The sequence below is a fragment of the Dongia sp. genome (genome assembly GCF_041909655.1).
Lineage (GTDB): Bacteria > Pseudomonadota > Alphaproteobacteria > Dongiales > Dongiaceae > Dongia.
In genome coordinates this window covers 520,262-545,305 of the sequence record NZ_JAYRDA010000003.1, presented here as the reverse complement: position 1 = coordinate 545,305, position 25,044 = coordinate 520,262, and the positions used below count along the sequence as shown (strand labels likewise).

Sequence of the window (25,044 nt, the reverse complement as noted above, 5' to 3'; positions counted from 1 at the left end):
CCCCGCCCCGCCCGCCGCGCCCCCCCCCCCCCCCCCCCCCCGGCCGGGGGGGGGGGGGGGGGGGGGGGGCCCCCCTGGGTTCGCACAACCATCGCTTTCGTGCCCCCACCCTACCCTCCCCCTGAAGGGGGAGGGGAAGTGACGTAGTGCGCTCATTCACCGTCGCCCTTCATCACATAGCCGAACCCGCGCCGCGTCTCGATGAGGTCGGGTCCTACTTTCTTCCGCACGCGCCCGACCAGCACCTCGATCGCGTTGCTGTCGCGCTCGAAATCCTGGGCGTAGAGATGTTCGGTGAGTTCGATCTGCGTCACCACGCGCCCGGCATGGTGCATGAGATAGGAGATGAGGCGGTATTCCTGGGGCGAGAGGTTGAGCGCCTGGCCGTCCTTGGTGACGCGCATCTGTTTCGGATCGAGGCTGAGCGGTCCCACCTGCAAGACGCCGGTCACCTGCCCCGCCGCGCGGCGGATGATGGCGCGGAGCCGCGCCAGCAATTCCTCCATGTGAAAGGGCTTGGGGAGATATTCGTCGGCCCCGGCATCGATGCCCTCGACGCGCTCGCTCCAGGACCCGCGCGCCGAGAGGATGAGGATCGGGAACCGCCGGTCATTGCCGCGCCAGCGCTTCAGCACCGAAAGTCCGTCGAGGCCGGGCAGGCCCAGATCCAGGATCACCGCGTCATATTCTTCCGTATCGCCCTGGAACCAGGCGGTCTCGCCATCGGCCACGTGATCGACCACATAGCCGGCCCCCTTGAGCGCATCGATGACTTCGTCGGCGATGCGCACCTCGTCCTCGACCAGAAGGATCTTCATCGGTCGAACGCGTCCTTCAGCACCTCGCCGGTCCGCGCATCGATATCGAGCTCGCGCACGCGCCCCTCGGCATCGATGAGTTCCAGATCGTAGATCCAGAGCGCGCCCTGGCGCTCCAATTCGATCTCGATCACGTCACCCGGATATTTCTCCTCGATGAGGGCGAGCACCCGGCCCAGCGGCAGGATCTCGTGCTGTTCCAGGGCCTTTCGCGCCGTCTCGTGATCGTCATCAGCTTCGATTGTGCTGGGCGGGTCCTCGGCCCGGACCGCGGGCAGCGGCAAGGCAAGCCCCAAGGACAGCAGGGCGGCAAAGATCATGAAGGGGCGTGTTTTCATCCCGCGCTCATCGCAAATTCCGGCTGACAGATCGCTGACAAGACTGGTCAGGCGGTGTTCAGGCCCCGGTTTCTATCTTGCCGGTATCGTTCCCGAACGCAACCAAAGGAGATTCCCCATGCCCCCCACCCGTTTCGCGCTCCTGCTCGCCGCAGCCTGTTTCGCCACCGGCCTCGCCGCCGCCACGCCCGCTTTCGCCGACAACAAGGATTGGGACGACCAGGCCTGCACCTTGGCCGCCGGCGCCACCCGGCTCGATGCCGGCAGGGCGATCCAGATCGGCGAGGCGCTCGGCTACACGATCGGCGATTACGAGATCGACGACGGCTGCATCGAATTGAAGGGCCACGACGCCAATGGCGCCCAGGTCAAGCTACGCCTCGATCCGGCCAGCGGCGCGGTATTGCCCTACCGCCGCTGATCCCCCGCCGCCCGTGATCCCTGATTGCCTTGAAACCGGTGAGCCCGCCCAGATAAAGGAGGCTCACCGGCAAGGTGAGGAAGAACCAGAGCGGGGCCAGATTGGCGCCCTGCAACCCGCCCACGAGGCCGACCAGAGTGGCCAGCGCCATCGCGATGGCGGGCAGCAGCGCCGCCCACCACCAGCCATGCCGGTAGCGCCGCAATGTCCGGATCTGGAGCCAGAGATAGAGCCCCAGCATGACCAGCGGCAGAATCCCGTAAAGCATATCCATGAAACCGTCCCCCTGCGTGAGAGAATACCTCAGGAAGGGGTGCCTGCCACGTGACAAAGTTTAACTCAAATGCACGCGGTTTGTGACAAGACTGCGCGGCGCTGAACCCCCGGCGCCACCCATCCGACTTCTCTCCCAAGGACGGCGGAACGCGATTCCTTGCTTTCTTTGAAGGAGAAGCACCATGTCGCTACGTGAAGCCAATTTGACCGAAACCAAGCGCCTGTTCGATTACGGCGCCTATGCCGAAACGGCGAGCCGCGCCGAACCGACGCTGAAACAGGAAAGCTCGGCCTATTTCTTCCCCGACCAGTTGGCGAGTGTGGCACCGGCGCCGGATTCGCCTTTCTTCAAGGCGACCCTGCCCGATTCCGGCCATGAGGATGACGGCGGCTTCGGCCCCGTGCTCGATCCCATTCTCGGCATCGACGATACCGATCTCTTCCCGATCTACGGCACCAACGGCGCCGATGTCATCAACGGCACCGAGAGCGGCAACATCATCGACGCTTTGGGTGGCGGCGACGAGGTCTATGGCGCCGGCGGCCATGACAATATCGATCTCGGCAGCGGCGACGATTACGCCCAGGGCCAGGCCGGCAATGACTGGATCAAGGGTGGCGACGGCAATGACGCCATCCTGGGCGATTTCGGCAATGCCTCGTTCCTCGACGGCAACGACTTCCTCGATGGCGGGGCCGGCAACGACATCCTCTATGGCGGTGGCGGCGACGATCACATGTTCGGCGGCAGCGGCACCGATTTCCTGAGCGGCGAGGGCGGCAACGACTTCATGGTCGGCTCGTCGGGCGGCACGGACGAGATGTATGGCGGCGCCGGCGCCGACACCTTCGTCAGCATCGACAACACCCAGCAGCACAATGTCTGGGATTATTCCGCCGCCGAGGGCGATCAGGTCGAAGGCGATGCCTGGTCCTATAACGCCGGGACCAACATCACCACGGTCCAGCTCGATGGCGTGAACCTGTTCCTGCTGCACGACTACAATGCCAATGTCGGCGGCATCAATCTCATCGAGTGGAACCCCGAACCGGCGGCCTAATTCCGGGGCCGAACCCGAACCCGGCACCCGGCCTTGCGGCTGGGTGCCGGTCGGCGTTATATGCCCGCCAATGGGTGGATCCCCCCACCCGACCATGGCGGGACGCGAATTTTCTCATGACCACCACAAGGGCATTGCTGCACCGGCATCTGGTGGCCGAGGCCTGGCACCGGCACGGCCTGTCGCCGGCCAACCGCGCGATCTGCGCCCTCATCCTGTTCGGCGGGATGTTCGCGGTGCTCTCGACCGAACCGCATCTGGTGGAAATCTCGCCCACCACGTTCCGCATCGTCGAACTCACCCTGGCCGCGTTGTTCAGCATCGAATATCTGGCGCGGCTCTATGCCGCCGGTGAAGAACCCGCTTATGCCGGCTGGCTCGGCCGGCTGCGCTACGTGGTGACGCCGATGGCGCTCATCGATCTCCTCGCCACGGCGCCGCTCTTTTTCGTCTTCCTGCCGACCGATTCCGCCTTGCTGCGCCTGGTGCGCCTCATCGGCATTCTCCGCTTTGTCAAATTCGCCCGCTATTCCCACGCCGTGCGCAACCTCACCGAGGCGATGAATGCGCGCCGCTACGAATTGGGCTTGAGCTTCCTCATCGGCTTCTTCTTCCTGGTGCTGACCGCGACCCTGCTCTATTTCGCCGAGGGCCCGATCCAGCCCGAAGCCTTCGGCAGCATCCCGCGCGCCATGTGGTGGAGCATCATGACGCTCACCACCGTGGGCTATGGCGACGTCTATCCGGTGACGATCCTCGGCCGCATCTGCGCCGGCGCCACCGCGGTGATCGGCATCGGCCTCATCGCCATGCCGACCGGCATCCTCGCCGCCGCCTTCAGCGAGGTGTTCCAGAAGCACCGCGAACAGGCCGCCGCCGCCCATGCCGCGGCCCTTGCCCGCAAGGCAGCACGGCTGGAGCATGAGCATGACCACGCGCACGATCATAAGCAGCATCCATGAGCGCGGCACCCGACTCACCCTGCCAAGCCTGCGGCGCCTGTTGCGAGACGGATGCTTCCTGGCCGCGCTTCAGCCTCGAACATGAAGACGACCTCGCCCTCATCCCGCCCGCTCTCATTAAAGCCGATGGCAGCGGCATGGCCTGCGAGGGCGATCGCTGCAAGGCGCTCGCAGGCAAAGTGGGCGAGATGACCGCCTGCACCATCTATGGCCTCCGCCCCGATGTCTGCCGCGCCTGCCAGCCTGGCGACGACGCCTGCAACATCGCGCGGAAGAAGCATGGGATGCCGGCGCTGTAGCAAGCGCCCCTCACCCCAACCCCTCTCCCCATTTCATGGGGCGAGGGGCTTCAATCATACTCGGCCGCTCCCTCGCCCCGCGTCAGCGGGGAGAGGGTGGGGGTGAGGGGCGCTTTCACACCCCCCAACCCAATTTCCGCATGAAGGCCTCGACCGCATCCGTATAGGGCCCGGGCTCGCCCAGTTCCCAATTGATCTCGCCATGGCTTTTATCCTGCGGCAGGATCTCGACGCTGTTGCCGAAGCCCTTTGCCTTGGCGCTGTAGGCGCCCGCTTCCCGGCAGGGATATTTCCCTTCGCGGCAGACGAAGAGAATGGGCGGCGTCGCCCCGGCTAGGCGGTGATAGGGCGAGGCGCGGTTCCATTCGGCGGGGTCCGTGCCGAAGGCCTCGTCATAGAGTTTGAAATGCCGCTTCTCCATGATCGCCGGCACGTTCAAGGCCCCGCTATCCAATGAGACGGCGCCCTTCCAGGGCTTCGCCCCCTGCGCCGTGCCGATCTCGGGCGCGGCGTTGAGGAGCGAGACCAGATGCCCGCCCGCCGAATGCCCCATCAGGATGACATTGGCGGGATCGCCGCCCAATTCGGGCGCCATCTCCTGCAGCTTTGCGAGCGCCCGCGCCACATCCTCGACCTGGCCGCTCGGCGGCAGATCGGGGATCATGCGGTAATTGACCGAGGCCACGATCACCCCCTTGGGCGCCCAGCGCGCGACCTTGTTGGTGACCACGCGGCCCATCTCCTTGTCGCCGCGCTTCCAGCCACCGCCATGGGCCATCAGCAGGATGGGTGCGTTCCGGGCATTCGCCGGCAGATAGATGTCCATGCGTTGATCATCATCCGCGCCATAGGCCACGTCCTTGCGGATAGTAACGCCGGGCGGCAGGGAATCGGCCAAAGCCGGCTCAGCCAGCACCGGCGACGCCGCCGCCAAAGCCAACAGCAGGCCGATCAAGGGATATATCCATCGTGACACGGGTTTTCTCCAGGCTGGTCTATTTCTTCCCCACCCCTTACACGCAAGCCCCGCGCCAACCCTGCGCTGCCCCGCTAAACCGCCGTGTTCCCGCCATCGACCAGCAATTGCGTCCCCGTCACAAAGCTTGCCTCGTCGCTTGCCAGGAACAGCACCGCGTTCGCAATCTCGTGGGGCTGGCCGACGCGGCCCATGGGGATGCCGGCGCCGTTCTTGGCGAGGCCCTCCGCGGCGCTGTCACCGCGATGGAGGATGCCCCCCAGCAGCATCGGCGTCTCCACATCGCCCGGACAGATGGCATTCACCCGGATGCCTTGCTTGGCATGATCGGCGGCCATGGCCTTCCCCATCTGCACGATGGCGGCCTTCGAGGTGCAATAGGCAAGCTCGCCCAACCCCGCCACCACCGCCCAGTCGGAGGCGATGTTGACGATGGCGCCACCTTTTCCCTCGGCCTCGAATTGCTTCACCATCTGGCGGAGGGCGGCGCGGGAGAAGCGGAAGGGGGCATTCACATTCACCTCCATCACCCGCGCGAAATCCGCATCCGAGGTCTCCAGCGCGTTGCCGCGATGGATGATGCCGGCATTGTTGACCAGGATGTCGAGCCGCCCGAAGGTCGCCACCGTCTGCGCCACCAGGGAATCGGCAAGACCCGGCGCGGTCACGTCGCCCGGCACGAAGACACATTTGAGTTCGCGCGCCAACCGCGTGCCCTCCTCCTCGTTGCGCCCGGTGATGAAGAGCTTCGCCCCTTCCCCCGCAAACCTTTCGGCGATTGCCCGCCCGATCCCCGATGTGGCCCCGGTGATGAGAGCCACTTTGCCTGCCAGACGATCGCCCATGACTTCCGCTCCCCACTATCCTTGATGCCGCGCTATCAAATTCCGCGCCGCTGTCATAGCATCCCCCCTCACGGAAGTCAGGTGAGGCCCGGACCATGCCGAACAACCCGACCCATCCAGGTATTTACGTGGCCGAGATCGCCACACCCTCAGCGGTGACCGGTGTCGCAAGCGGGGTCGCGGCCTTTCTCGGTCCGGTGACGCCGGAGGCGGACCTCACCCCGGCGCGCCTCACCCATCGCAACGATGTCGCGCGCTATGCGAGCGCCGATCCCGCCGCACCGCTCGCGCAAGCCTTGCGCGCCTTCTTCGAGAATGGCGGCCACCACGCGCTTGTTGTGCCCGTCGCAACAACAGCATCGGACCAAAGCGCGCTCATCGCCGCCCTCGATTCCCTCGCCCCCAGCGAAACCTTCAACCTCCTCGTGATCCCGCCGCTCCCCGATGGCAGCGACATCGAGCCGGAGATCTGGGCGGCGGCCGCGCGGATCTGCCGCCGGCGCCGCGCCCTCCTCCTCATCGATGCGCCTCTGGCCTGGGAACAGGCGGATGACCCGGTCGGCGCCGCCATCGCGGGCATCGCCACGCTCCGTGCCGCCCTCGATCCCGCGACCTATCCCCATGCCGCGCTCTATTTCCCGCGCCTCGTCGTCGAGGAGGACACGACCATCGCGCCCGGCGGCGCAGTCAGCATTGCGCCCGGCGGCGCAGCCGCCATCGCGCCATCCGGCGCAATTGCCGGCGTGATCGCGCGGAAGGATGCCGAGCGCGGCCTCTGGAAAGCCCCCGCCGGGCTCGACGCCAGTTTCGGCGGCGTCAGCGATGTCAGCCGCAGATTCACCGACCGCGAGAACGGTCGGCTCAACCCCCACGCCATCAACACGCTCCGCCGCTTTCCGATCGGCCCGGTCGTCTGGGGCGCGCGCACCCTCGCCGGGGCCGATGCGCTCGCCTCGGAATGGAAATACATCCCGGTCTGCCGCCTCGCCTGGTTCATCGAGGAGAGCCTGCGCACCGGCCTCGCCTGGGCCATCTTCGAAGCCAATGACGCGCAGCTCTGGACCCGGATCCGCGCGCGCGCCGAAACCTTCCTCACTAGTCTCTTCCGCCAGGGCGCCTTCCAGGGCATCAAGCCCGAAGAGGCCTATTTCGTCACCTGCGATGCCACCACAACGACACCGGAGGATATCGCATCCGGCCGCCTCACCCTCCAGATCGGCTTTGCACCCTTGAAGCCTGCGGAGTTCATCATCGTCACCGTGCCCCTCACGGCGCAAAAGCCGGCGTGACGTTGGTCGCGTAAGCTTGGCCGCGTGAACCTGGCCGCCTCGCCGTAAGAACGCGGCGGAACCAATGCCGCCGTCACACTCTCTCCTTGCTTCTTGTCATTCCCGCGAAAGCGGGAATCCATCCCACCGCCGCAAGAGCCATCCCGCCCTATCCCGTCATGCCCGGGCCCAGCGTTGATCCGACTGGCCGGGCATCCACTCCATCCGCCCCTCATCATCATGCTTGGCGCGCGCCGCTCTCCCCGCTTGTCATCCTCCGCGAAGGCGGAGGATCCACGAGTTCCTTTCTTCACACGGAAGCAAACTCGTGGATGGTCGGCCTTCGCCGACCATGACGTAGGTTTAGGATTTTCAACGTCAATCATTTGAAAATTCACGACGCAAAGATAGCCGAGTTTAATCAATCTTCGATTGCATTAACTAGACACACAGCGCACTATTTTAAGCTTGTCGACAATACACGGCGGATTGGGGCCAGCAGTAAGTCATGTCGGAAATTGCCTGCGATATTGTAACTAAACTCACTCCGTTTATTGCAACTGGCGTAGGCGTTTTCTTGGCGGCGTGGTTGGCCCTAGCAAAATTTTATCAGGAGAGGCTGTGGGAGCGTAAGTCACTAGCTTATTCTGCAATTCTGGACGCCCTACATCACATAAAAAGGTATTGGGATTTTCAGTTTGAGCTTTTGCGATACGAAGGCCACGCGGCTGAGAGTTATGAAAAAAAGCACGCCAACTTGGTCGAGCAGAATAACAAGGCCTTCGCGGAACTCCTCCGTTGGCGTGACGTGGGCGGCGTGATTATTTCCCCGGCAGCAGTTAATGCCCTTGAAGAGTTTAGAAGCGATCTCGCGGAACTAAAATATGAGAGCCACTCATGGGCTGACAATGTTGTGAGAAGCTGTGAGATCACGAACTTTTGTCTCGCGGCCATGCGAACGATCGCCTCAGACGAACTCGCTCCCATTTCTGTGATTCCTCGTTGGCAAAAGAAAGCTAACCGAAGTTAAGCTGATTCAACGCTACGAAGTATTTACTCGGGGAGTTCGGAAACGGTGCTGCGCTCAAATGGTGGCAGTTGATCAACTTCGAACCAGTGCATAGGCGCAATCCTTTTCCGTTCAGATAGGCCTAGAAGCACCCGAGCTTCTTTTTGTTAATCCTCGGTTATGGGCGCGCTCATTGTAGCCGTGTAATTTTGAAGAAAAGCCGCTTCAACTCTTTTGAAGGGAAAATTGTTTCCCCCGTTTAACAGAACACACCTCATGATTTCCGAGCATCCGAGAGGAGAGCTTTACCTCTACGCAATTGGCCATAGAGCCAAAAAAAAACAATCTCCACTACCTGAATTCTCGCACTTTTAGGTTCTTCCGAGACCTCGAACTCGCTGCCAACAACCTTCTCAAGGACGATGAGCACCCCCTACCCCCGCCCCATTCGCTTGATCGCCGCCGGCGGCTGACCGAAGGCGCGCAGGAACGCGCGGCGCATGCGGTTCCTATCGGCGAAGCCGGTCTCGCGGGCCACCACTTCGATGGGGTGGCGGCCTTCCTCCATCATCAGGCGTGCTGCCTCGACGCGGAGGTTCTCGATCGCCTTCGCCGGTGACTGGCCGGTCTCGGCCTGGAAGGCGCGGCTGAACTGGCGCGGGCTCAGATTCGCGGCGGCCGCGAGTTCGGCGACATCCAGCTTTTGCGCGAGATGGGATCTCGCGAAAGTGAGGGCCTTCTGGATGCGGTCGGATTTTGCATCGAGATCGAGGAGGCCGGAGAATTGCGACTGGCCGCCGGCGCGGCGGTGATAGAGGACGAGCGACCTCGCGACACGCCGGGCAAGTTCCGCGCCCAGATCGCGCTCGACCAAAGCGAGGGCGAGGTCGATCCCGGCACTCATCCCGGCCGAGGACCAGATGCCGTCATCCTCGATGAAGATGCGATCGGGTTCCACCTTCACCGCCGGATAGCGCGCCTGCAAAGCCTGGGCCTGGGCCCAATGGGTGGTGGCGCGGCGCCCGTCGAGGAGCCCCGCCTCGGCCGCCGTGAAGGCGCCGATGCAGATCGCCGCCACGCGCCGGCTCACCTTCGCCGCGCGCTGCACATAGCGGATCGTGGCCGCGCGCGCGTCTTTTGCCGCCGCATCCCCCATGCGATCCGGCGTGAGACTGGCCGGCGTGAGGCTGCCCGCGATCAGCAGCGTGTCCGGGCGGTAGCGGCCGAAGGGCTGGGTGGCGACGGCAAAGCCGCTCACCGTGGGGACCGGCCCGCCCTCGGCCGAGAGGATGCGGATCTCGTAATGGGGCTTTCCCAGCAGGGAATTCGCCATTTCGAAGGCCGCCAGCGGGGCAAGGCCCATGGAGGAGGCGCCGGGCGAGAGGACGAGGCCGATGCGGTGCATACGCGGGGCTTTCCGTTGTCATGTCCTGAAATGATGCTTCTTTGACATTTAAGACAAGACGGCCCGGTTGTAAATATCCATCCACCCCACCACCCTCAACCGGAGCATTGCCATGAGCACCCCTTCCGCCACCGCCACCACTACTGTCTCGACCGGTACCGGCCCCCTCGGCATCGCGCTGGTGACCGGCGCCTCGACCGGGATCGGCGCCGTCTATGCCGAGCGTCTGGCCCAACGCGGCTATGACCTCATCCTGGTGGCGCGGAACGAGGCGCGCTTGCGCGAGGTCGCCCAACGCATCCGCGCTGCGACCGGGCGTCAGGTCTTTGCGCAAATCGCCGATCTCAACAATGCCCGCGACCGCGCGCAGATCGAGGAGACATTGCGCAGCAATCCCGGCATCACGCTGCTGGTCAACAATGCCGGTGTGGCGGCGAGCGCGCCCTTGGGGGCGGCCGATGCCGATGCGATGGAACAGATGATCGATCTCAACGTCACCGCGTTGACGCGCCTCACCTTGGCGGCGATCCCCGGCTTCACCGCGCGGGGCAAGGGCACCATCATCAACATCGCCTCGGTGCTGGGCATCACGCCCGAAATCCTCAATGGCGTCTATGGCGCCAGCAAGGCCTATGTCATCGCCTTCACCCAGGCCCTTGCCAACGAGCTCAAGGAAAAGAATTTGCGCGTGCAGGCGGTCCTGCCCGGCGCCACGGCGACGCCGCTCTGGGATCTCATCGGCGTGCCGCACAACACTTTGCCCACCGAATGGGTGATGCCGGTCGAGGACATGGTGGACGCGGCCTTGACCGGCCTCGATGCGGGCGAGGTGATCACCATCCCGCCGCTTCACGACAAGGCATTGTGGGATGCCTATGAAGGTGCCCGCCAGGCGATGCGCGACAAGCTCTCCACCTCGGCCCCCGCGCCCCGTTATTTGCGCGCGAGCTAGTTCCGCTTCGCCACCGATTCCCGCACCACCAGTTCGGCGGGGAGGATGATGCGCTGACGCGGGCCGGGAATGCCGATCTCGCTCCAGCGGCCGCGCAGCAGATGGAAGGCCTGGGCCGCGAAATCGGCGACCGGCTGCCGGGCGATGGTGAGGCCGGGGCGGAAGGCGCCGGCCCAGGGGAAATCGTCGATCGAGGCCACCGAGATGTCCCCCGGCACGTCGAGCCCGGCATCGTGGAGCGCGCGCATCACGCCGATCAGCATGTTGTTGTTGGCGACGAAGATCGCGCTGGGACGGGGGACGAGATCGAGCAATTCGCGCGCTGCCCGATAGCCGCCGCTTTCGCGGAAATCGCCATGGCGGATGAAATCGGGATTGAGCGCGAGGTTTGCCGCCGCCATCGCGCGTTCGAAGCCGGAGAGGCGCTCGTCGCTGGTGCTGTTGCCCCAGGGTCCGGCGATGATGGCGATGTCGCGATGGCCCTGCGCGACGACATGCTGCGTCACCATCATGCCCGCCCCCACATTGTCGAGGGCGAGGCTGTCGAAGGACGCCTCGGGCCAGACATTGTCGACCAGCACCATCGGAATCCCTTTCGGCCAGCGGCGGAAGGCGTAATCCTCGCGCCTTCCTGCCGGGCAGAGGATGATGCCGTCGACCTTCTGCGTGCGCAGGAGCGAGAGCAGGCGCAGTTCCGTCGCCACGTCGAAATTGCTGTCGGCGAGGATGGTGGCGAAGCCGCCGGCCTTGGCATTGGCTTCGACGTCGCGCACGAATTCGGTGAAGAACGGGTTGCCGATATCGGGAATGACCAGGCCGATGAGATCGCTGCGGCCCTTCCTGAGTGAGCGGGCGATGCCGTCGACCTGATAGCCGAGATCGTCGATCGCGCGCTCGACGCGGGCTTTCAATTCGGGGCTCACGAAGCGCTTGCCCGAGAGCACGGCCGAGACCGTCGCCTTCGAGACCATCGCCTCTTCCGCCACTTCGTCCATGGTCGCCATGCGCGGTTACTTCCACCAATCGCTGGTCGCACCCGGCGCCCTGGCCGATTGCAGGATCGCCGCACCCGCCGGGACCGGCTCGATATCGAGGAAATAACGCTGCACATCGTCGAGGCGCTCATAGGTCGCCTGGGTGAGATGCTGGCGCTGCACCAGTTGCTGCGGCAGATCGCGGCGCGTGTAGGTGAGATGCAGCACGCGGCGGCGATCGCCCGAGAGATTGCGCGTGCCGCCATGCCAGATCGAGGAATTGCAGATGATGAGCGAGCCCTTGGGCGCTTCCACCAGCACCTCGCCGGGATAGGGGGCGGCGAGATCGGTGGGGATCAGTTTCTCTTCCGCCGGCGAGAGCGGTTTGGGCGACCAGTCGAAGCGGTTGACGGCGGCGACGTTCAGGGGCGGCCAGTGATGCGAGCCGGGGATGACACGGGTGGGACCATTGTCGAGGCGCATGTCGTCGAAGGTGACGATCACGTTGAGGACCCACCAATCCTCCGGGAAGTGCTTGGGGACATCGACATGGAGATCCTGGTGCCCCTGGCCCTTCATCGGCTCGCGGAGATTGGCGCCATGCACCTTGATCTCGCCCAGGAGGTAATGGGCGGCGGCGAGGACCGGCTTGATCCCCAGGCAGCGGTCATAGGCGGCGGTCTTGTTGAAGATGTTGGAGACGCGGGGGGCGCCTGGCTCGACATGAACCTCGTGCCCGCCTTGCGCGCCCTCGATGCTTGAGAGCCGGTCGAATTCCGTTGCCATCTCTTCACACGCGGCGGGCGTGAAATAGTTTTTGCGGATGTAGAACCCCTGCCGGTCGAGCTGATCCTGCTCGGATTCGGTGAAGTCGGCGCCGGTCACGCCGAGCTCGAAAAGTGCCCGTTTCGTGTACATCCCTGACCCTCCCAAAAAATGGCGGAAATCCGCCAGCTAATCGATTAGCTAATCGATTAGCTAATCGATTAGCTGGAGTGAAACACAGGCGGAACAAAGGGCGCAAGAGGCATGCTTTTTTGCGTCCCCCGATTGCGTTTCTGGTCTGACTTATTAACTTCTGAAATCATGCTGCATGTGCGAGATTGGCGCACATGACCCAGCCCGTTCCGACCCGCATGCCCCTCACGATCCTGGCCCTCGCCGCCGGTTGCTTTGGCATCGGCACCACGGAATTCGTGGTGATGGGCCTCCTTCCCGACGTGGCGCGGGATCTCGGTGTCGACATCCCGAATGCGGGGCTGCTGGTGACCGGTTATGCGGTGGGCGTCATCATCGGCGCCCCGATCATGGCGATCCTCACCGCGCGTTTGCCCCGCAAGGGGACGCTGATCGGCCTCATGGGCATCTTCATCCTGGGCAATATCGCCTGCGCGCTCGCGCCCACTTACGGCCTGATGATGGCGGCGCGCATCTTCACCGCCTTCGCGCATGCGGCCTTCATGGGGATCGGCGCGGTGGTGGCGGCCGATCTCGCCCCGCCGCACAAACGCGCGCAGGCCATGGCCCTCACCATGACCGGCCTCACCATCGCCAATGTGCTGGGCGTGCCCGGCGGCACCGCCTTCGGCCATTGGGCCGGCTGGCGCATGACCTTTCTGGCCGTGGCCGGGATCGGCGCCATCGCCGGTTTGGCCGTGCTGCTGATGGTCCCCAAAATGCCGAAACTGCCGGCGCAATCCCTGTTCCGCGAATTCGCCGTGCTGAAGCGCCCGCAGGTGATGCTGGGCATGGCGATGAGTGCCCTTTCCGCCGCCAGCCTGTTTTCGGTCTATACCTACATCACGCCCTTGCTCACCCAGAATGCCGGCATGAGTGCGGGCACCATCACGATTACGCTGGTCCTCTTCGGCGGCGGCTTCACGGTGGGTGGGCTGCTCGGTGGGCGTCTGGCCGATTGGAACCAGATGCGCGCGATGCAGGGCGGCTTCCTGACCTTGGCCGCCCTCCTCGCCCTCTTCACCTTGACCTCGGCGGGCGTGGCCACCGCGATCGTCACCATGATCCTCTGGGGCATCGCCTCCTTCGCGGTGGTGGCCCCCTTGCAGATGCGCGTGATCGACAAATCGGTGGGCGCACCCAATCTCGCCTCGACCCTCAACCACGCCGGCTTCAATATCGGCTGCGCCTCGGGGGCGTTCCTGGGCGGGATTCCCATCAGCCTCGGCGCCCCTTATGCCAGCGTGCCCTGGGTCGGCGCAGCGGTGGCCTTCGCCGCCTTCCTCACCGCGCTTTACGCCGCATGGCTCGACAAGGTGCGGCCCACACCCCAGCCCGCCGTCGCGGAATAAGTCAGCACTAGCCAATCTTCCCATCGCCGGGCCTTCCCGTTCACGGGCCGCATTGCGCCTTTACGTTGTGGATGCTACTCTCTGCTCTCATTCGTTGAAGGGGCTTGCCATGCCGCACAACGACCCAGCAGACAACCGGCCTACCAGCGATACGCCCAGCGAACGCAGATCGCCGATCAACCAGGCGAAGGCCGAACGCGGCCCGGAACCGGGCATGGCGCTCGCCCTGTCGGGCGGCGGCTATCGCGCCATGCTGTTTCATCTGGGTACGCTGTGGCGTCTCTACGATGCGGGCCTGCTGAAGGAGTTGCAGCGCATTTCCAGCGTTTCGGGCGGATCGATCACCGCCGGTCAATTGGCCCTGCAATGGCACAAGCTGAGTTTCGTACCCGGCAATCTGCGCCAGGATTTCGAACCCCTGGTGGTGAATCCGATCCGCGCTTTGGCGCGCCACACGCTCGATGTCAAATCGGTCCTGGCGGGGATCTTCCTGCCCGGCACGATCGGCGAGAAGATCGCCAAGGCCTATCGCAAGCATCTTTACGGCGATGCCACCTTGCAATCCCTGCCCGATACGCCGCGCTTCGTCATCAACGCCACCAATGTGCAATCGGGCGTGCTCTGGCGTTTCTCCAAACCTTTTATGGGCGATTACCGGGTCGGCCTCATTGAGAAGCCGACCTTGTCGCTGGCGACAGCAATTGCCGCCTCCTCGGCCTTTCCGCCGATTCTCTCGCCTTTGGTCATTGAGGTCGATCCCGCGAGTTTCGGGCCGCCGGAACCGGGCGTCGACCTCAACCATCCGCCCTTCAACCGGCGGATCGTGCTGAGCGATGGCGGCGTCTACGACAATCTCGGGTTAGAGACCATCTGGAAACGCTATCAGACGATCCTGGTCAGCGATGCCGGCGCCAAGATCGCCGATGAAGGCAAGCCGTCCGAGGATTGGGCGTTTCATTCGCTGCGCGTGCTCGATCTCATCGACAATCAGGTGCGCAGCCTGCGGAAGCGGCAATTGATCGGTTCCTATGTCGACGGCCTCCGCACCGGCGCCTATTGGAGCATCCGCGGCGACATCACGCATTACGGTGGGTCGGCCGAGGAATATCCGCCGGCGCGCACCCTGGAACTGGCGGCGACGCCGACGCGGCTCGAGGCGATGCCGGACGAGCGGCAGGAGCGGCTGATCAATTGGGGCTACGCCATCGCCGATGCCTCCTTGCGCAAGAATTTCATGCCGGAACTGCCGTCGGGCGCTCTGCCCTATCCGAAGCGGAAGGTGTGAGCCAAGGGACGGTGTCACGCCCCTCGATCCTGTATTATTTTACCCGCGTCACCTTCCCGACGTCACTTTTTTGGCACTCAACGGCACGGCCAGCATCAATGCGCCCACCAGCGCAAAGGCGATGGCGAGGCCGGTCACGTCGGCAACGAAGCCGATGAAGGCGGGGCCGATCAGGATGCCGGCATAGCCCAAGGCCGTCACCGCGGCGATGGCATGGCCGGGCGGCATCACGCGCTGATGGCCGATGGCGAGATAGAAGACCGGCACGATGTTGGAGGCCCCGAGCCCGATGAGCACGAAGCCGCCGAGGGCCGCGAGGCCGTGCGGCACCAGGACCGCGAGCGCAAAGCCCGCCATCACGACAAAGCCGCCCACGACCAGCACGCGCATCCCGCCCAGCCCTGCCACGATGCGGTCGCCGGTCAACCGTCCGATGGTCATCGCAAGCGCGAAGGCGGCATAGCCGGTTCCCGCCTCGGCCGCGCCGAAGCCGCGCAAGGTGGTGAGGAACAAAGCGCTCCAATCCAGCATCGCACCCTCGACCAGGAAAACGATGAAGCAGAGCGAGCCGATGAAGAGCACCAGCCCGCGCGGCCGCACGAAAAGCGGCGTGCGGCCACCATCCGTATTGCCGTAAGGGAGGAGATGCCGCGCCGAGAGGACGAGCTGCAGCACCACCAGCGCCGTGACGATGATGGCGATGGGGAGAGGCGTGAGGCCGAACCAGATGAGCAGACTGACCCCGCCCGCCCCCACGATGCCGCCCACGCTGAAAAGGCCGTGAAAGCCGGAGAGGAGCGGCTTGGGCGCCGCCTTTGCCACAATGATGCCCTGGACGTTGACGCCCACTTCCGCAAGGCCGATGGCAAAGCCAAAGAGAAAGAGCGTTGCGGCGAGGAGGGGTGCGAAGGCGATGAGCGAGAGCAGCGGAAAGATGAGCGAGACCGCGATGCCGGAAGCAAGGATCGCCGCGCGGCAGCCGACCCGCGTGGTGATGGCACCCGCGAGCGGCATCGAGATGAGCGAGCCCAGGCCGAAACAGAGCAGCATCAGCCCGAGGCCGCTCTCATCCAATCCGGTCCGCGCCTTGGCGTAGGGAATGAGCGGCGCCCAGGCCGCGAGCACGAAGCCCAGAAAGAAGAACATGACGCGCGTCGAGATCTGCTCGGCGCGTCCAGGGATGGGATGGCCGGGGGTGGGATGAGGCTGGGTCACGGGGGTCGGGTTTCTGAAGGAATGCAGGGCCGCGCAGTCTAGTGAGACGAAGCAGCGGCGGCAATCCCGCCTTGTTTCACGCCGGCATGAAACCAAAGGCGGTGGCGATCCGTATCGGTGTCATGATCATCCTGCGCCAGTTCCGTGACCTGTTGCTCGCCTGCATGATGGCGAGCTGCGCCGTCGCCGCGCCAGCTGCGGAAACGCGGCGTATCATCGGCGCCTTTGCGGCCGGCGATCTTGACGGCTGGAAGATTGAGAGGTTCCAGGGCGAGACGCGCTACCGGCTGGAGACCAGGGAAGGCCTGACGGGATTGGCAGCGCGTGCCGATGGCAGCGCCTCGGGCCTCTACCGCGAGATCGAGATCGACCTCACGAAGACACCCGTCGTTACCTGGTCCTGGGCCTTGGGCGAGGGCCGCGCCGGGCTGGACCCGCGCGTCAAAGCGGGTGACGATCATCCGCTGCGGCTCTATTTCGTGGTCAAGCGCGGCTTCTTCAACCTCGACACGATCGCCCTGCAATATGTCTGGTCCCTGTCGCAGCCCGCGGGGACCCATTGGACCAACCCCTTCGCCGATGGGGTGAAGCAGATTGCCATCGACAGCGGCACGGGCGATGCGGGCACCATCCGCAGGCACCGCCGCAATCTGCGCGAGGATTTCAAAGCGTTGTTCGGCGAGGACATCACCCGCATCGACGTCACCGCCCTCATGACCGATGCCGACAATGCCGGCGGGGTGAGCCAGGGCTGGTATGGCGACATCACCTTCGAAGCCGAGTGAGCCACGCTATCCTTCCCTAGCCGGCAATGTAATCACCGCCTCGAGGCGGTTGCCGTCGGGATCGGTGACGAAGGCGGCGTAATAGTGATCGCCGTAAGAGGGCCGCAGGCCAGGGGCGCCGTTATCGCCGCCGCCTTGTGAAAGGGCGGCTTTGTGGAAGGCATCGACGGCAGCGCGGCTGGGAGCGGTGAAGGCGAAATGATAGCCCGCACCCGGCACGAGGCTGCCGGCTTTCAGGACCTCGGCCTTCACCTGCTTCAAGGCGAGCTTGTCGCCCCCGCCGGGCAGGCCATACCCCACCGCCTGATCCCCTTCCCCGGGACGGATGTCCGACCACACGCGCACATAACCCAAGGGCGCCAAAGCTGCGTCGTAGAACGCAGCGGCACGGGCAAGATCGGTGACACCGAGGGAGATGTGGTGGAGCATGGGCACCGCAGTCTTTCTCCGCATGGTCAGTACATTGGCTTCGGTATTTACTCTACCGTCATCCCCGGGCGAAGTCCCGGGGATCCACTGGTGCAGTTGAGAGAGTGGATGCCCGGGTCAAGCCCGGGCATGACGAATTTGGGTCGATGCGATTGCCCCCAAAGGGGACGACAGCGCCTCCCTCACCCCACCTCGATCGAATCCACCCGGTCCGGGTAGAAGGCGAGGTGGCCTTTGATGTCGGCCACGGCATCGTAGGGCGTTTCGTAGCTCCACACCGCGTTCCGGCCCAGCTCGCTGCCCTTGATGCTGAAATAGCTGCACGGGCCCTTATAGGGGCAATAGGTGCTGTGGCTGCTGGGCTCGAGGGAATGCATGTCGGCGTCTTCGCGCGGGATGTAATAGGCGGGTGGGTATTGTGCTTCGCGCAGGACCAGGGCGTTCGTTGAATCGGCGATGACGCGGCCGGCGGCTTTGACGACCACGCGGCCGGAATGGCGGGCGATCGTAATCGGGTGATCGGGGCCGGGGATTTTCATGGCATGTGCGGTGCTGGTCATGAGCGGCGCTCCTGAAACGGGGTGAGATACCGCCAGGATAGCAGAAGATCAGAAGGTCTTGCGGCCGAGCTTGATGCGATGGGGGTCGAAGCCTGCGGAGGGCATGTAATCCTCGATGGCGACGCATTGCCGGATGAGATCGCCCGGCGCCTCCGGGGCCAGGGGGCAGATCAGGTATTCGACATCCATCACCTGGTTCTCCTCGAGTGTCGCGAAGGCGATGCCGAGACCGGGCGCGCAAGCGGCGCGGATTTCGCGATAGGCCTTGTAGAGATCCTCGGTGGTGCAGACGTCGAAATCGAGCTGGTCGAGATAATGGCCGGTGAAATCGAGGCCGGAAAATTTGGCGACCGCCGTGCCCACGAGCCGGTAGCGGACGCGGAAATCCGCCTCCCCTTCGAGATCGATGATCATCACATAGGGGAGCAGCGGGCGCATATCGGCGGGATCGAGTGCTGCGCGCGGCGGCAGGCCGCCGTCACGGCCGAGGCCCAGCCAATAATCGTGAAACGCGGCGACACGTTCCGACCGGAAACCGGGCCGCTCGCCGGGTCCGAGCACGCGGAAACTGGCTTTGAGCTCCATCCCCGCAGGTTAAGCGGGAAAAGGTAAAGGAATTACTACCGCTAGGTGCGCGCTTATTCCTTTACCGCCCCGGTCCCCTATTCTTTGACCGCCCCGGTCATGGACGAGACGTAATGCTCGACGAAGAAGGAATAGAGAATGACCACGGGGAGCGAGCCGATCAGGGCACCCGCCATCAGCGAGCCCCATTCATAGACGTCGGAGCGCACCAATTCGGTGAGGACACCCACCGGCACGGTCTTCACCTCGGAGGACTGGATGAAGGTCAAAGCATAGATGAACTCGTTCCAGGAGAGGGTGAAGGCGAAGATGCCGGCGGAGATGAGGCCGGGCACCGCCAGCGGCAGCACGATCCGCGTCAGGATCTGCCAGCGCGTGGCGCCGTCGATCAAAGCGCATTCCTCGAGCTCGAATGGGATCGAGCGGAAATAGCCCATCAGCAGCCAGGTGCAGAAGGGAATGAGGAAGGTCGGATAGGTGAGGATGAGGGCAAAGCGCGTGTCGTAGAGCCCGAGCTGGAACACCATCACCGCCAGGGGAATGAAGAGGATCGAGGGCGGGACCAGATAGGCCATGAAGATGGCCAAGCCCACCTGGCGCGAGCCCTGGAACCGGAGGCGCTCGATCGCATAGGCCGCGAAGACGGAGGCCGCCAGCGACAGCACCGTCGCCGCCACCGAGATGATCACCGTGTTCCACAGCCAGCCCGGATAGGAGGTCTCGAAGAGCAGGTATTTGATGTGATCGAGGGTCGGTTCGATCACCCAGAACGGGCTGAAATCCTTGTAATTGGTGAGCTCGTTATTGGGCTTCACCGCCGTCACCGCCATCCAGTAGAACGGGAACAGCAGCACGAAGACGAAGACCGCCAGCGGCAGATAGATGGTGACGATGCGCCGCGGCAGGCGGTTCAAGTATTTCATCCCGCCTTCGTCGCCGGCTTTCATGTCGACATATTGCACGGACATTAATTGTCTCCCCCGCCTTGCTGCCAGCGCCGGCGCTGGAGGCCGAAATAGCTGAAGAGAATGGCGGCCAGGAGGAAGGGGATCATGGCGACCGCGATGGCCGCCCCCTCGCCGAGATTGCCGCCGGAAATGCCGCGCTGGAAGGAAAGCGTTGCCATGAGATGGGTGGCATTCACCGGCCCGCCGCGGGTCAGCACATAGATGAGCTGGAAATCGGTGAAGGTGAAGAGCACCGAGAAGGTCATCACGATGGCGATGATGGGGGTGAGCAACGGAAAGGTGACGAAGCGGAAACGCTGCCAGGAGGTGGCGCCGTCGAGCGTCGCCGCCTCGTAGAGCGAGGGCGGGATGGTTTGGAGGCCGGCGAGCAGCGTGATGGCGACGAAGGGAATGCCGCGCCAGACATTGGCGGCGATCACCGAAGCCCGCGCATTGGTAGGATCGCCGAGGAAATTGATCGGCGTGTCGATCCAGCCCCAATCCATCAGGACCCAGGAGAGGATCGAGAATTGCGCGTCATAGATCCACCAGAAGGCGATTGCCGAAAGCACCGTCGGCACCACCCAGGGGAGGAGCACGATGGCGCGGAAGAAGGCCTTGAACGGCAGATGTTCGTTGAGGATGAGGGCGAGCCACAAACCCAGCGCGAATTTCAGCGCCGAGGCGACGCTGGTATAGAGAATGGTGTTGAAGACCGAGAGCCAGAAGACGTCGTCGTCCCAGAGATATTCGTAATTCTCGAGGCCGATGAAGATGCCCTCGCGGCCGATCCGCTCGTCGGTGAAGCCCAGCCAGACGCCGAGGCCCAGGGGATAGGTGAGGAAGAGCAGCAGCAGCACCGCCGCCGGCAGCATGAACAGAAAAGCCAGCGCACCGCGGCTTTCTTCGATGCGGGCGAGGAGCGGTTTGCTGCTTGTGGTGGTTGCTGTCATTGGAATCCGGTACCTGACTTCGTGGAGAGACCCCTCACCCCAACCCTCTCCCCGCAAGCGGGGCGAGGGAGTTTCGAGCGAGCTTGCTTCAAAGCCCCTCGCCCCTTTGGGGAGAGGGGTTGGGGTGAGGGGTACTTGCTTCCCTAATCGTCAAACTCTCTCTCGAAAAAACCGGCCGGGCGGGCCGAAACCCACCCAGCCTTGTGCGACGTGTTAGACGCGGTAGTAGCGGTTGATGCGCTTTTCCGCCTTTTCGATGGCTTCCTGCGGGGTGGCGGCGCCGGTCACGGATTCGGCGAACATGTCGACGAGCACGTAATCGGCCATCACCGCCGCCGAGGCATAACCCAGCGGACCCGCGTAACCATTGGGGCGCAGGGTCGCCGAGGCCTTGGCGTAAGGCGCGTAATTGGGATCCGAGGTCCAGATCGGATTCGAATCGTAGGCCTTCAAGGTGTTGCAGCAATAACCCGAGGAACCGGCGATCCAATTGTCCATCTGGGCCGCCTCGAACATGAAGCGGAGATATTCGCGGGCCGCGTTCGGATACTTCGTGTATTTGAAGATCACCGACGAGGTCACCTGATAGAGCTCGATCGACTTGCCGACGGGGCCGATGGGGAGCGGGCAGGTGCGGATATCGGCCGCGATTTCCTGCTGCGCCGGATCGTTCTTCGGCGTGTAATAGGCCGAGATGCCGTTGGCGATGACGGACAATTCACCGGCGAGGAAAGCGCGGTTGTTGTTGACGTCGAGCCAGCCTTCGGTGCCCGGGATGAAGGTCTTGTAGAGCGCCTGGGCGTATTCGATCGCCTTCATCGTTTCCGGCGAATTGATCGTGCAATTGCCGTCCTTGTCGACCATCTGGCCGCCATGGCTCCAGAGCAGCCAATGGGCATAGTTGTTGCCGTCGCCCACACCATGGCCATGGGTGAAGCCGACCGGATGGCCGCTCTTCTGCAACGCCTTGCACAGCTCGAGGAAGTCGTCGGTCTTGGTCGGGAATTCCGACCAGCCCGCTTCCTTCACCCAGGAATTCCGGTAGACGATGGCGTTGCCGATGGTGGCGGTGGGCAAAGCGATGAACTTGCCGTCGCGGGTCGCGTATTCCTTGGGGCCTTCATGCCAGCCGCCATATTTGTTGCCGAGGTAATCGGCAAGCTCGCTGACGTCCAAAAGCTTGTCGGGATATTGATGGGGATCGTCGAACCAGACCATCATCAGATCCGGGCCGGAGCCGACATTGGCGGCGACCGCGGCTTTCGGGCGGATGTCTTCCCAGCTTTCCTTGTCGACGCGGACTTCGACACCGGTCGCCTCGGTGAATTTCTTGGTATTGGCGAGCCAGGCATCCTCGTCGCCCTTCACGAAAGGCGACCAGCGGAGCATGCGCAAGCTGGCACCCTCTTCCGGCTTGTAGGAGAGGTCCTGGGCGAAGGCCTTGCCGGCGCTCAAGGGTAGCATGCCGGCGGCACCGATGCCCGCCGTGGTCTTCAGAAGATCGCGTCTGGTAAAGCTCATGGTCGATTTCCTCCGTTTGGGTCGCTTTGTTTGATCAAGCTTGGTGATTATTAAGACCGCGCCGCGCTCCCCAGCACGGCACCGTTCCTTTTTAGAGTCTTTCCCCCGATGTACCGTCGAAGAGATGGGTGAGGCCCGGCATCGGTTTCAAACCGATCTTCTCGCCGGGCTGGAACAGATGCCGCTCGCGGAAGACGGCGACGATTTCCTCGCCGGAAGCCAAGCGCGCATTCACCTGCACCTCGGAACCGGTGGGCTCGACCACCACCACCTCGGCCGGCAAAACGCCCACCGCATTCGCCTCGGCAAGCTGGAGATGTTCCGGGCGCACGCCCAGGGTGACGGCGCGGCCCTGATGGGCGCTGGCGAGGTTTTCGAGCGGCAATTTCACGCCATTGCCGCCGGCAAAAGCAGGACCCGCTTCGATGCGGCCCTCGACAAAATTCATCGCCGGCGAGCCGATGAAGCCGGCCACGAAGCGATTGCCCGGCCGGTCGTAAAGCTCCAAAGGCTGGCCGATCTGCTCGACCTTGCCGTCATGCATGACGACGATCTTGTCGGCCATGGTCATGGCCTCGATCTGGTCATGGGTCACATAGACCGTGGTGGTCTTCAGGCGCTGGTGCAGCTCCTTCACCTCGGCGCGCATGGCGACGCGCAATTTGGCATCGAGGTTGGAGAGCGGCTCGTCGAAGAGGAAGACTTGCGGGTCGCGCACGATGGCGCGGCCCATGGCGACGCGCTGGCGCTGGCCGCCCGACAATTGCCGGGGATAGCGGTCGAGATATTGGGTGAGGCCCAGGATGTCGGCGGCCTTGGTGACGCGGGAATCGATCTCCGCCTGCGGCGCTTTTTTTAGCTTCAGCGAGAAGGCCATGTTGGCGGCGACGGTCATATGCGGATAGAGCGCATAATTCTGGAACACCATGGCGATGTCGCGTTCCTTGGGCGGGACGTCGTTGACGACGCGGTCGGCGATACGGATCTCGCCCCCGGTGATGCTCTCCAGCCCCGCGATCATGCGCAAAAGCGTGGATTTGCCGCAGCCGGAGGGTCCGACCAGAATGACGAATTCGCCATCCGCGATATCGACCGACACACCATGAAGAATCTGCGCCGGCCCGAAGGCCTTGCGCACGTCGCGGATTTCGACTGACGCCATTCCCGAATTGTCCTCCCGTCTTTCAAACGCTTCTTTTATCGCGGCCCTAAGGCCGCTTAACCCAGATCAAGCTGGTGATTAAGTATGACAATAGAGGGATGAAAATGACAGCGCAACCAAAGAAGGGATTGACGTCAAATTTTGCTGCAGTGCGGTGGAGGGGGGGGTGGCTTGCTGAAGTGGCTGGTGTTCTGATCAGTCAAATTCTGCAGGAGAAGTACCAATGTTATCCAAACATCTCATCCATGGTGAAGTGCATGACGCTGTTTGAGGAATTTATCGAATTTGAGCGCCGCGATGCCCAGCGACAAATCATTCAAGCTGGCCTCGTGCGTGGACCTACGGAGTTACTGACATTAAACTTCGATCGCTTTGATCTCATGATAGATAGGATAAAAAATACAGTAACTATCATCGATGTTTTATCTCTCGGAGATCCGCCTTATGAGCAGGTGGTTCGTATGGAAGACTTTCTGCGCGCGTTGGATTTGAAGCTCTGAACTGGCGAAAGCGCCCCTAAATAACTCACAGGAACGTCGGGTGGGGGCGGTTGCGCCACAATGGCGTAACGCCCACTAACTTCGCCGACTTTCTTATACAGCAGCGCCCGATTGACACCCCATCTTCCAACAACCTTCACTTTCGCCCCCACCCTACCCTCCCCCTGAAGGGAGAGGGTTTTGCAGCGAGTTTGTTGGCGTGGGGCGCTACTCCGCCTTCGATACTACACCGACCCACCCGCACACACCTCGCGCACGCAGTCGCGGAGCCAGTGGTGGGCGGGGTCGGAATCTTGGCGGGGGTGCCAGAGGAGGGAGATGGTGACTTCCGGCACGTCGAAGGGGAGCGGGAAGGTATGCATGCCGGCGCGCAGGATTCCGGTGTGGCGTTCGGGGACGCTGGCGACGAGGTCCGAACCGCGTGCGAGAGCGATGGCGCCGGAGAAGCCGCCGACGGTGACGGCGAGGTCGCGGGCAAGGCCGAGGGATTCCAGAGCGAGATCGACCGGGCCTTTCTCGACATCGCGCCGGGCGATGCCGACATGGCGGCAGGCGGCGTAGCGCGCGGGTGTCAAGCGGCCGCGGGCAAGCGGATGGCCCTTGCGCACCACGCCGACGAAGCGGTCGCGCATAAGCGCCTGGGCGCGGATTTCCGGTCCCGTCACCTTGGCGATGACGCCGGTTTCGAGATCGACGCTGCCCTCGCGCAAGGCAACGCTGTCGCGGTCGACCTTGGGCACGAAGCTGAGCCGGAGGCCGGGGGCCGCCGCCTGAACAAGTGCCACGAGGGCGGGGCCGAAATTTTCGACGAAGCCCTCGCCCGTGCGCAAAGTGAAGGTGCGCGAGAGGCGCTTCAAATCGAGCTTCTTCGCCGGGCGCAGGATTGCCTGCGCGGCACTCACCACATCGCCCACCTCGGCACGGAGTTCGAGCGCGCGGGGTGTGGGCACGAGACCGCGCCCGGCGCGGACCAGGAGCGGATCGCCGGTGGCTGCGCGCAGCCGCGCCAGCGCGCGGCTCATCGCCGAGGGGCTGAGGCGGAGATGCCGGGCGGCGCGGGCCACACTGCCCTCGCGCAACAGCACGTCCAAGGTGACCAGCAGATTGAGATCGGGCGTCGACATGGGGCGAGATTAGCACGATTTTGGCCCTGATGTGGCGTCAAACGCACGAATGGAGTGCAATCGCT

At 63.8% G+C, this 25,044-nt stretch carries 28 protein-coding genes; 11 read left to right on the top strand and 17 right to left on the bottom strand.

Annotated elements, in window-relative coordinates:
* Positions 1–152 precede the first annotated feature (152 nt).
* Complete coding sequence (locus ACE3PR_RS08860; RefSeq protein ID WP_374370725.1) at positions 153–818, bottom strand: response regulator transcription factor; 666 nt, start codon at positions 816–818, stop codon at positions 153–155.
* Positions 815–1,156: a PepSY domain-containing protein gene (locus ACE3PR_RS08855; RefSeq protein ID WP_374370723.1), complete on the bottom strand. Its 342-nt coding sequence runs from the start codon at positions 1,154–1,156 to the stop codon at positions 815–817. The genes ACE3PR_RS08860 and ACE3PR_RS08855 overlap by 4 nt, the downstream gene beginning before the upstream one ends.
* A 118-nt stretch (positions 1,157–1,274) precedes the next feature.
* Between ACE3PR_RS08855 and ACE3PR_RS08850 the strand changes: the two genes are divergently transcribed.
* Positions 1,275–1,577: a PepSY domain-containing protein gene (locus ACE3PR_RS08850; RefSeq protein WP_374370721.1), complete on the top strand. Its 303-nt coding sequence runs from the start codon at positions 1,275–1,277 to the stop codon at positions 1,575–1,577.
* Here the strand turns inward: ACE3PR_RS08850 and ACE3PR_RS08845 are convergent.
* Positions 1,525–1,851 (bottom strand): hypothetical protein, encoded by a 327-nt coding sequence (locus ACE3PR_RS08845; protein ID WP_374370719.1) that lies wholly within the window; start codon positions 1,849–1,851, stop codon positions 1,525–1,527. The two genes, ACE3PR_RS08850 and ACE3PR_RS08845, sit on opposite strands and share 53 nt — an antisense overlap.
* A gap of 184 nt (positions 1,852–2,035) precedes the next feature.
* On the opposite strand from ACE3PR_RS08845, the gene ACE3PR_RS08840 reads away from it, so the two are divergent.
* From ACE3PR_RS08840 to ACE3PR_RS08830, 3 genes are all read left to right on the top strand, one after another.
* Complete coding sequence (locus ACE3PR_RS08840; protein WP_374370716.1) at positions 2,036–2,914, top strand: calcium-binding protein; 879 nt, start codon at positions 2,036–2,038, stop codon at positions 2,912–2,914.
* A 116-nt stretch (positions 2,915–3,030) separates the two neighbouring features.
* Positions 3,031–3,876 (top strand): ion transporter, encoded by an 846-nt coding sequence (locus tag ACE3PR_RS08835; protein ID WP_374370713.1) that lies wholly within the window; start codon positions 3,031–3,033, stop codon positions 3,874–3,876.
* A complete protein-coding gene (locus ACE3PR_RS08830) occupies positions 3,873–4,175 on the top strand; it encodes a YkgJ family cysteine cluster protein (RefSeq protein ID WP_374370710.1) in 303 nt (100 codons plus the stop codon). Before ACE3PR_RS08835 ends, ACE3PR_RS08830 begins: the two co-directional genes overlap by 4 nt.
* Positions 4,176–4,290: 115 nt before the next feature.
* Here ACE3PR_RS08830 and ACE3PR_RS08825 read toward each other — a convergent pair whose 3' ends face one another.
* Together ACE3PR_RS08825 and ACE3PR_RS08820 are read right to left on the bottom strand one after the other, a co-directional pair.
* Positions 4,291–5,151 carry an alpha/beta hydrolase gene (locus ACE3PR_RS08825; protein ID WP_374370706.1) on the bottom strand — a complete coding sequence of 287 codons (861 nt, stop codon included), beginning with the start codon at positions 5,149–5,151 and terminating at the stop codon, positions 4,291–4,293.
* A 74-nt stretch (positions 5,152–5,225) separates the two neighbouring features.
* Positions 5,226–5,996, bottom strand: a complete 771-nt coding sequence (locus ACE3PR_RS08820) for an SDR family NAD(P)-dependent oxidoreductase (protein ID WP_374370703.1) — start codon at positions 5,994–5,996, stop codon at positions 5,226–5,228.
* 95 nt (positions 5,997–6,091) lie between these two features.
* Here ACE3PR_RS08820 and ACE3PR_RS08815 point away from each other — a divergent pair, with 95 nt between their 5' ends.
* Both ACE3PR_RS08815 and ACE3PR_RS08810 read left to right on the top strand, forming a co-directional pair.
* On the top strand, positions 6,092–7,285 hold the full coding sequence (locus tag ACE3PR_RS08815; RefSeq protein ID WP_374370700.1) for a phage tail sheath family protein: 1,194 nt from the start codon (positions 6,092–6,094) through the stop codon (positions 7,283–7,285).
* Positions 7,286–7,772: 487 nt separating this feature from the next.
* Positions 7,773–8,294 carry a hypothetical protein gene (locus ACE3PR_RS08810; protein WP_374370697.1) on the top strand — a complete coding sequence of 174 codons (522 nt, stop codon included), beginning with the start codon at positions 7,773–7,775 and terminating at the stop codon, positions 8,292–8,294.
* Positions 8,295–8,706: 412 nt separating this feature from the next.
* Here ACE3PR_RS08810 and ACE3PR_RS08805 read toward each other — a convergent pair whose 3' ends face one another.
* Positions 8,707–9,678, bottom strand: coding sequence for a GlxA family transcriptional regulator (locus ACE3PR_RS08805; RefSeq protein WP_374370694.1), 972 nt, complete (start codon positions 9,676–9,678; stop codon positions 8,707–8,709).
* A 112-nt stretch (positions 9,679–9,790) separates the two neighbouring features.
* Here ACE3PR_RS08805 and ACE3PR_RS08800 point away from each other — a divergent pair, with 112 nt between their 5' ends.
* A complete protein-coding gene (locus ACE3PR_RS08800; protein ID WP_374370691.1) occupies positions 9,791–10,630 on the top strand; it encodes an SDR family NAD(P)-dependent oxidoreductase in 840 nt (279 codons plus the stop codon).
* On the opposite strand, the gene ACE3PR_RS08795 is transcribed toward ACE3PR_RS08800, so the two are convergent.
* Together ACE3PR_RS08795 and ACE3PR_RS08790 are read right to left on the bottom strand one after the other, a co-directional pair.
* Positions 10,627–11,634 carry a LacI family DNA-binding transcriptional regulator gene (locus ACE3PR_RS08795; RefSeq protein ID WP_374370688.1) on the bottom strand — a complete coding sequence of 336 codons (1,008 nt, stop codon included), beginning with the start codon at positions 11,632–11,634 and terminating at the stop codon, positions 10,627–10,629. The two genes, ACE3PR_RS08800 and ACE3PR_RS08795, sit on opposite strands and share 4 nt — an antisense overlap.
* Positions 11,635–11,640: 6 nt before the next feature.
* Positions 11,641–12,522, bottom strand: a complete 882-nt coding sequence (locus tag ACE3PR_RS08790) for a phytanoyl-CoA dioxygenase family protein (protein ID WP_374370685.1) — start codon at positions 12,520–12,522, stop codon at positions 11,641–11,643.
* A gap of 194 nt (positions 12,523–12,716) precedes the next feature.
* On the opposite strand from ACE3PR_RS08790, the gene ACE3PR_RS08785 reads away from it, so the two are divergent.
* Both ACE3PR_RS08785 and ACE3PR_RS08780 read left to right on the top strand, forming a co-directional pair.
* Positions 12,717–13,913, top strand: a complete 1,197-nt coding sequence (locus ACE3PR_RS08785) for an MFS transporter (RefSeq protein ID WP_374370682.1) — start codon at positions 12,717–12,719, stop codon at positions 13,911–13,913.
* Positions 13,914–14,022: 109 nt separating this feature from the next.
* Positions 14,023–15,198, top strand: coding sequence for a patatin-like phospholipase family protein (locus tag ACE3PR_RS08780; RefSeq protein ID WP_374370679.1), 1,176 nt, complete (start codon positions 14,023–14,025; stop codon positions 15,196–15,198).
* Between the two features lie 48 nt (positions 15,199–15,246).
* On the opposite strand, the gene ACE3PR_RS08775 is transcribed toward ACE3PR_RS08780, so the two are convergent.
* A complete protein-coding gene (locus ACE3PR_RS08775) occupies positions 15,247–16,413 on the bottom strand; it encodes an MFS transporter (protein WP_374370675.1) in 1,167 nt (388 codons plus the stop codon).
* Positions 16,414–16,454: 41 nt separating this feature from the next.
* Here ACE3PR_RS08775 and ACE3PR_RS08770 point away from each other — a divergent pair, with 41 nt between their 5' ends.
* Complete coding sequence (locus ACE3PR_RS08770; protein ID WP_374370672.1) at positions 16,455–17,198, top strand: DUF3047 domain-containing protein; 744 nt, start codon at positions 16,455–16,457, stop codon at positions 17,196–17,198.
* A 6-nt stretch (positions 17,199–17,204) separates the two neighbouring features.
* On the opposite strand, the gene ACE3PR_RS08765 is transcribed toward ACE3PR_RS08770, so the two are convergent.
* From ACE3PR_RS08765 to ACE3PR_RS08735, 7 genes are all read right to left on the bottom strand, one after another.
* Positions 17,205–17,627 carry a VOC family protein gene (locus ACE3PR_RS08765; RefSeq protein WP_374370784.1) on the bottom strand — a complete coding sequence of 141 codons (423 nt, stop codon included), beginning with the start codon at positions 17,625–17,627 and terminating at the stop codon, positions 17,205–17,207.
* Between the two features lie 182 nt (positions 17,628–17,809).
* A complete protein-coding gene (locus ACE3PR_RS08760) occupies positions 17,810–18,187 on the bottom strand; it encodes a DUF427 domain-containing protein (protein WP_374370669.1) in 378 nt (125 codons plus the stop codon).
* Between the two features lie 48 nt (positions 18,188–18,235).
* Complete coding sequence (locus ACE3PR_RS08755; RefSeq protein WP_374370666.1) at positions 18,236–18,772, bottom strand: PAS domain-containing protein; 537 nt, start codon at positions 18,770–18,772, stop codon at positions 18,236–18,238.
* 77 nt (positions 18,773–18,849) lie between these two features.
* Positions 18,850–19,740 (bottom strand): carbohydrate ABC transporter permease, encoded by an 891-nt coding sequence (locus tag ACE3PR_RS08750; RefSeq protein WP_374370663.1) that lies wholly within the window; start codon positions 19,738–19,740, stop codon positions 18,850–18,852.
* Positions 19,740–20,672: a carbohydrate ABC transporter permease gene (locus ACE3PR_RS08745; protein WP_374370660.1), complete on the bottom strand. Its 933-nt coding sequence runs from the start codon at positions 20,670–20,672 to the stop codon at positions 19,740–19,742. Before ACE3PR_RS08745 ends, ACE3PR_RS08750 begins: the two co-directional genes overlap by 1 nt.
* A 213-nt stretch (positions 20,673–20,885) precedes the next feature.
* A complete protein-coding gene (locus tag ACE3PR_RS08740) occupies positions 20,886–22,193 on the bottom strand; it encodes an ABC transporter substrate-binding protein (RefSeq protein WP_374370657.1) in 1,308 nt (435 codons plus the stop codon).
* Between the two features lie 91 nt (positions 22,194–22,284).
* The gene (locus tag ACE3PR_RS08735; RefSeq protein WP_374370654.1) at positions 22,285–23,355 is read right to left on the bottom strand and encodes an ABC transporter ATP-binding protein; all 1,071 of its coding nucleotides are present in this window, start codon (positions 23,353–23,355) and stop codon (positions 22,285–22,287) included.
* Positions 23,356–23,459: 104 nt separating this feature from the next.
* Between ACE3PR_RS08735 and ACE3PR_RS08730 the strand changes: the two genes are divergently transcribed.
* A complete protein-coding gene (locus ACE3PR_RS08730; RefSeq protein ID WP_374370652.1) occupies positions 23,460–23,855 on the top strand; it encodes a hypothetical protein in 396 nt (131 codons plus the stop codon).
* Positions 23,856–24,079: 224 nt separating this feature from the next.
* Here the strand turns inward: ACE3PR_RS08730 and ACE3PR_RS08725 are convergent, their stop codons facing one another.
* Positions 24,080–24,979: a LysR family transcriptional regulator gene (locus ACE3PR_RS08725; RefSeq protein WP_374370649.1), complete on the bottom strand. Its 900-nt coding sequence runs from the start codon at positions 24,977–24,979 to the stop codon at positions 24,080–24,082.
* Positions 24,980–25,044 lie beyond the last annotated feature (65 nt).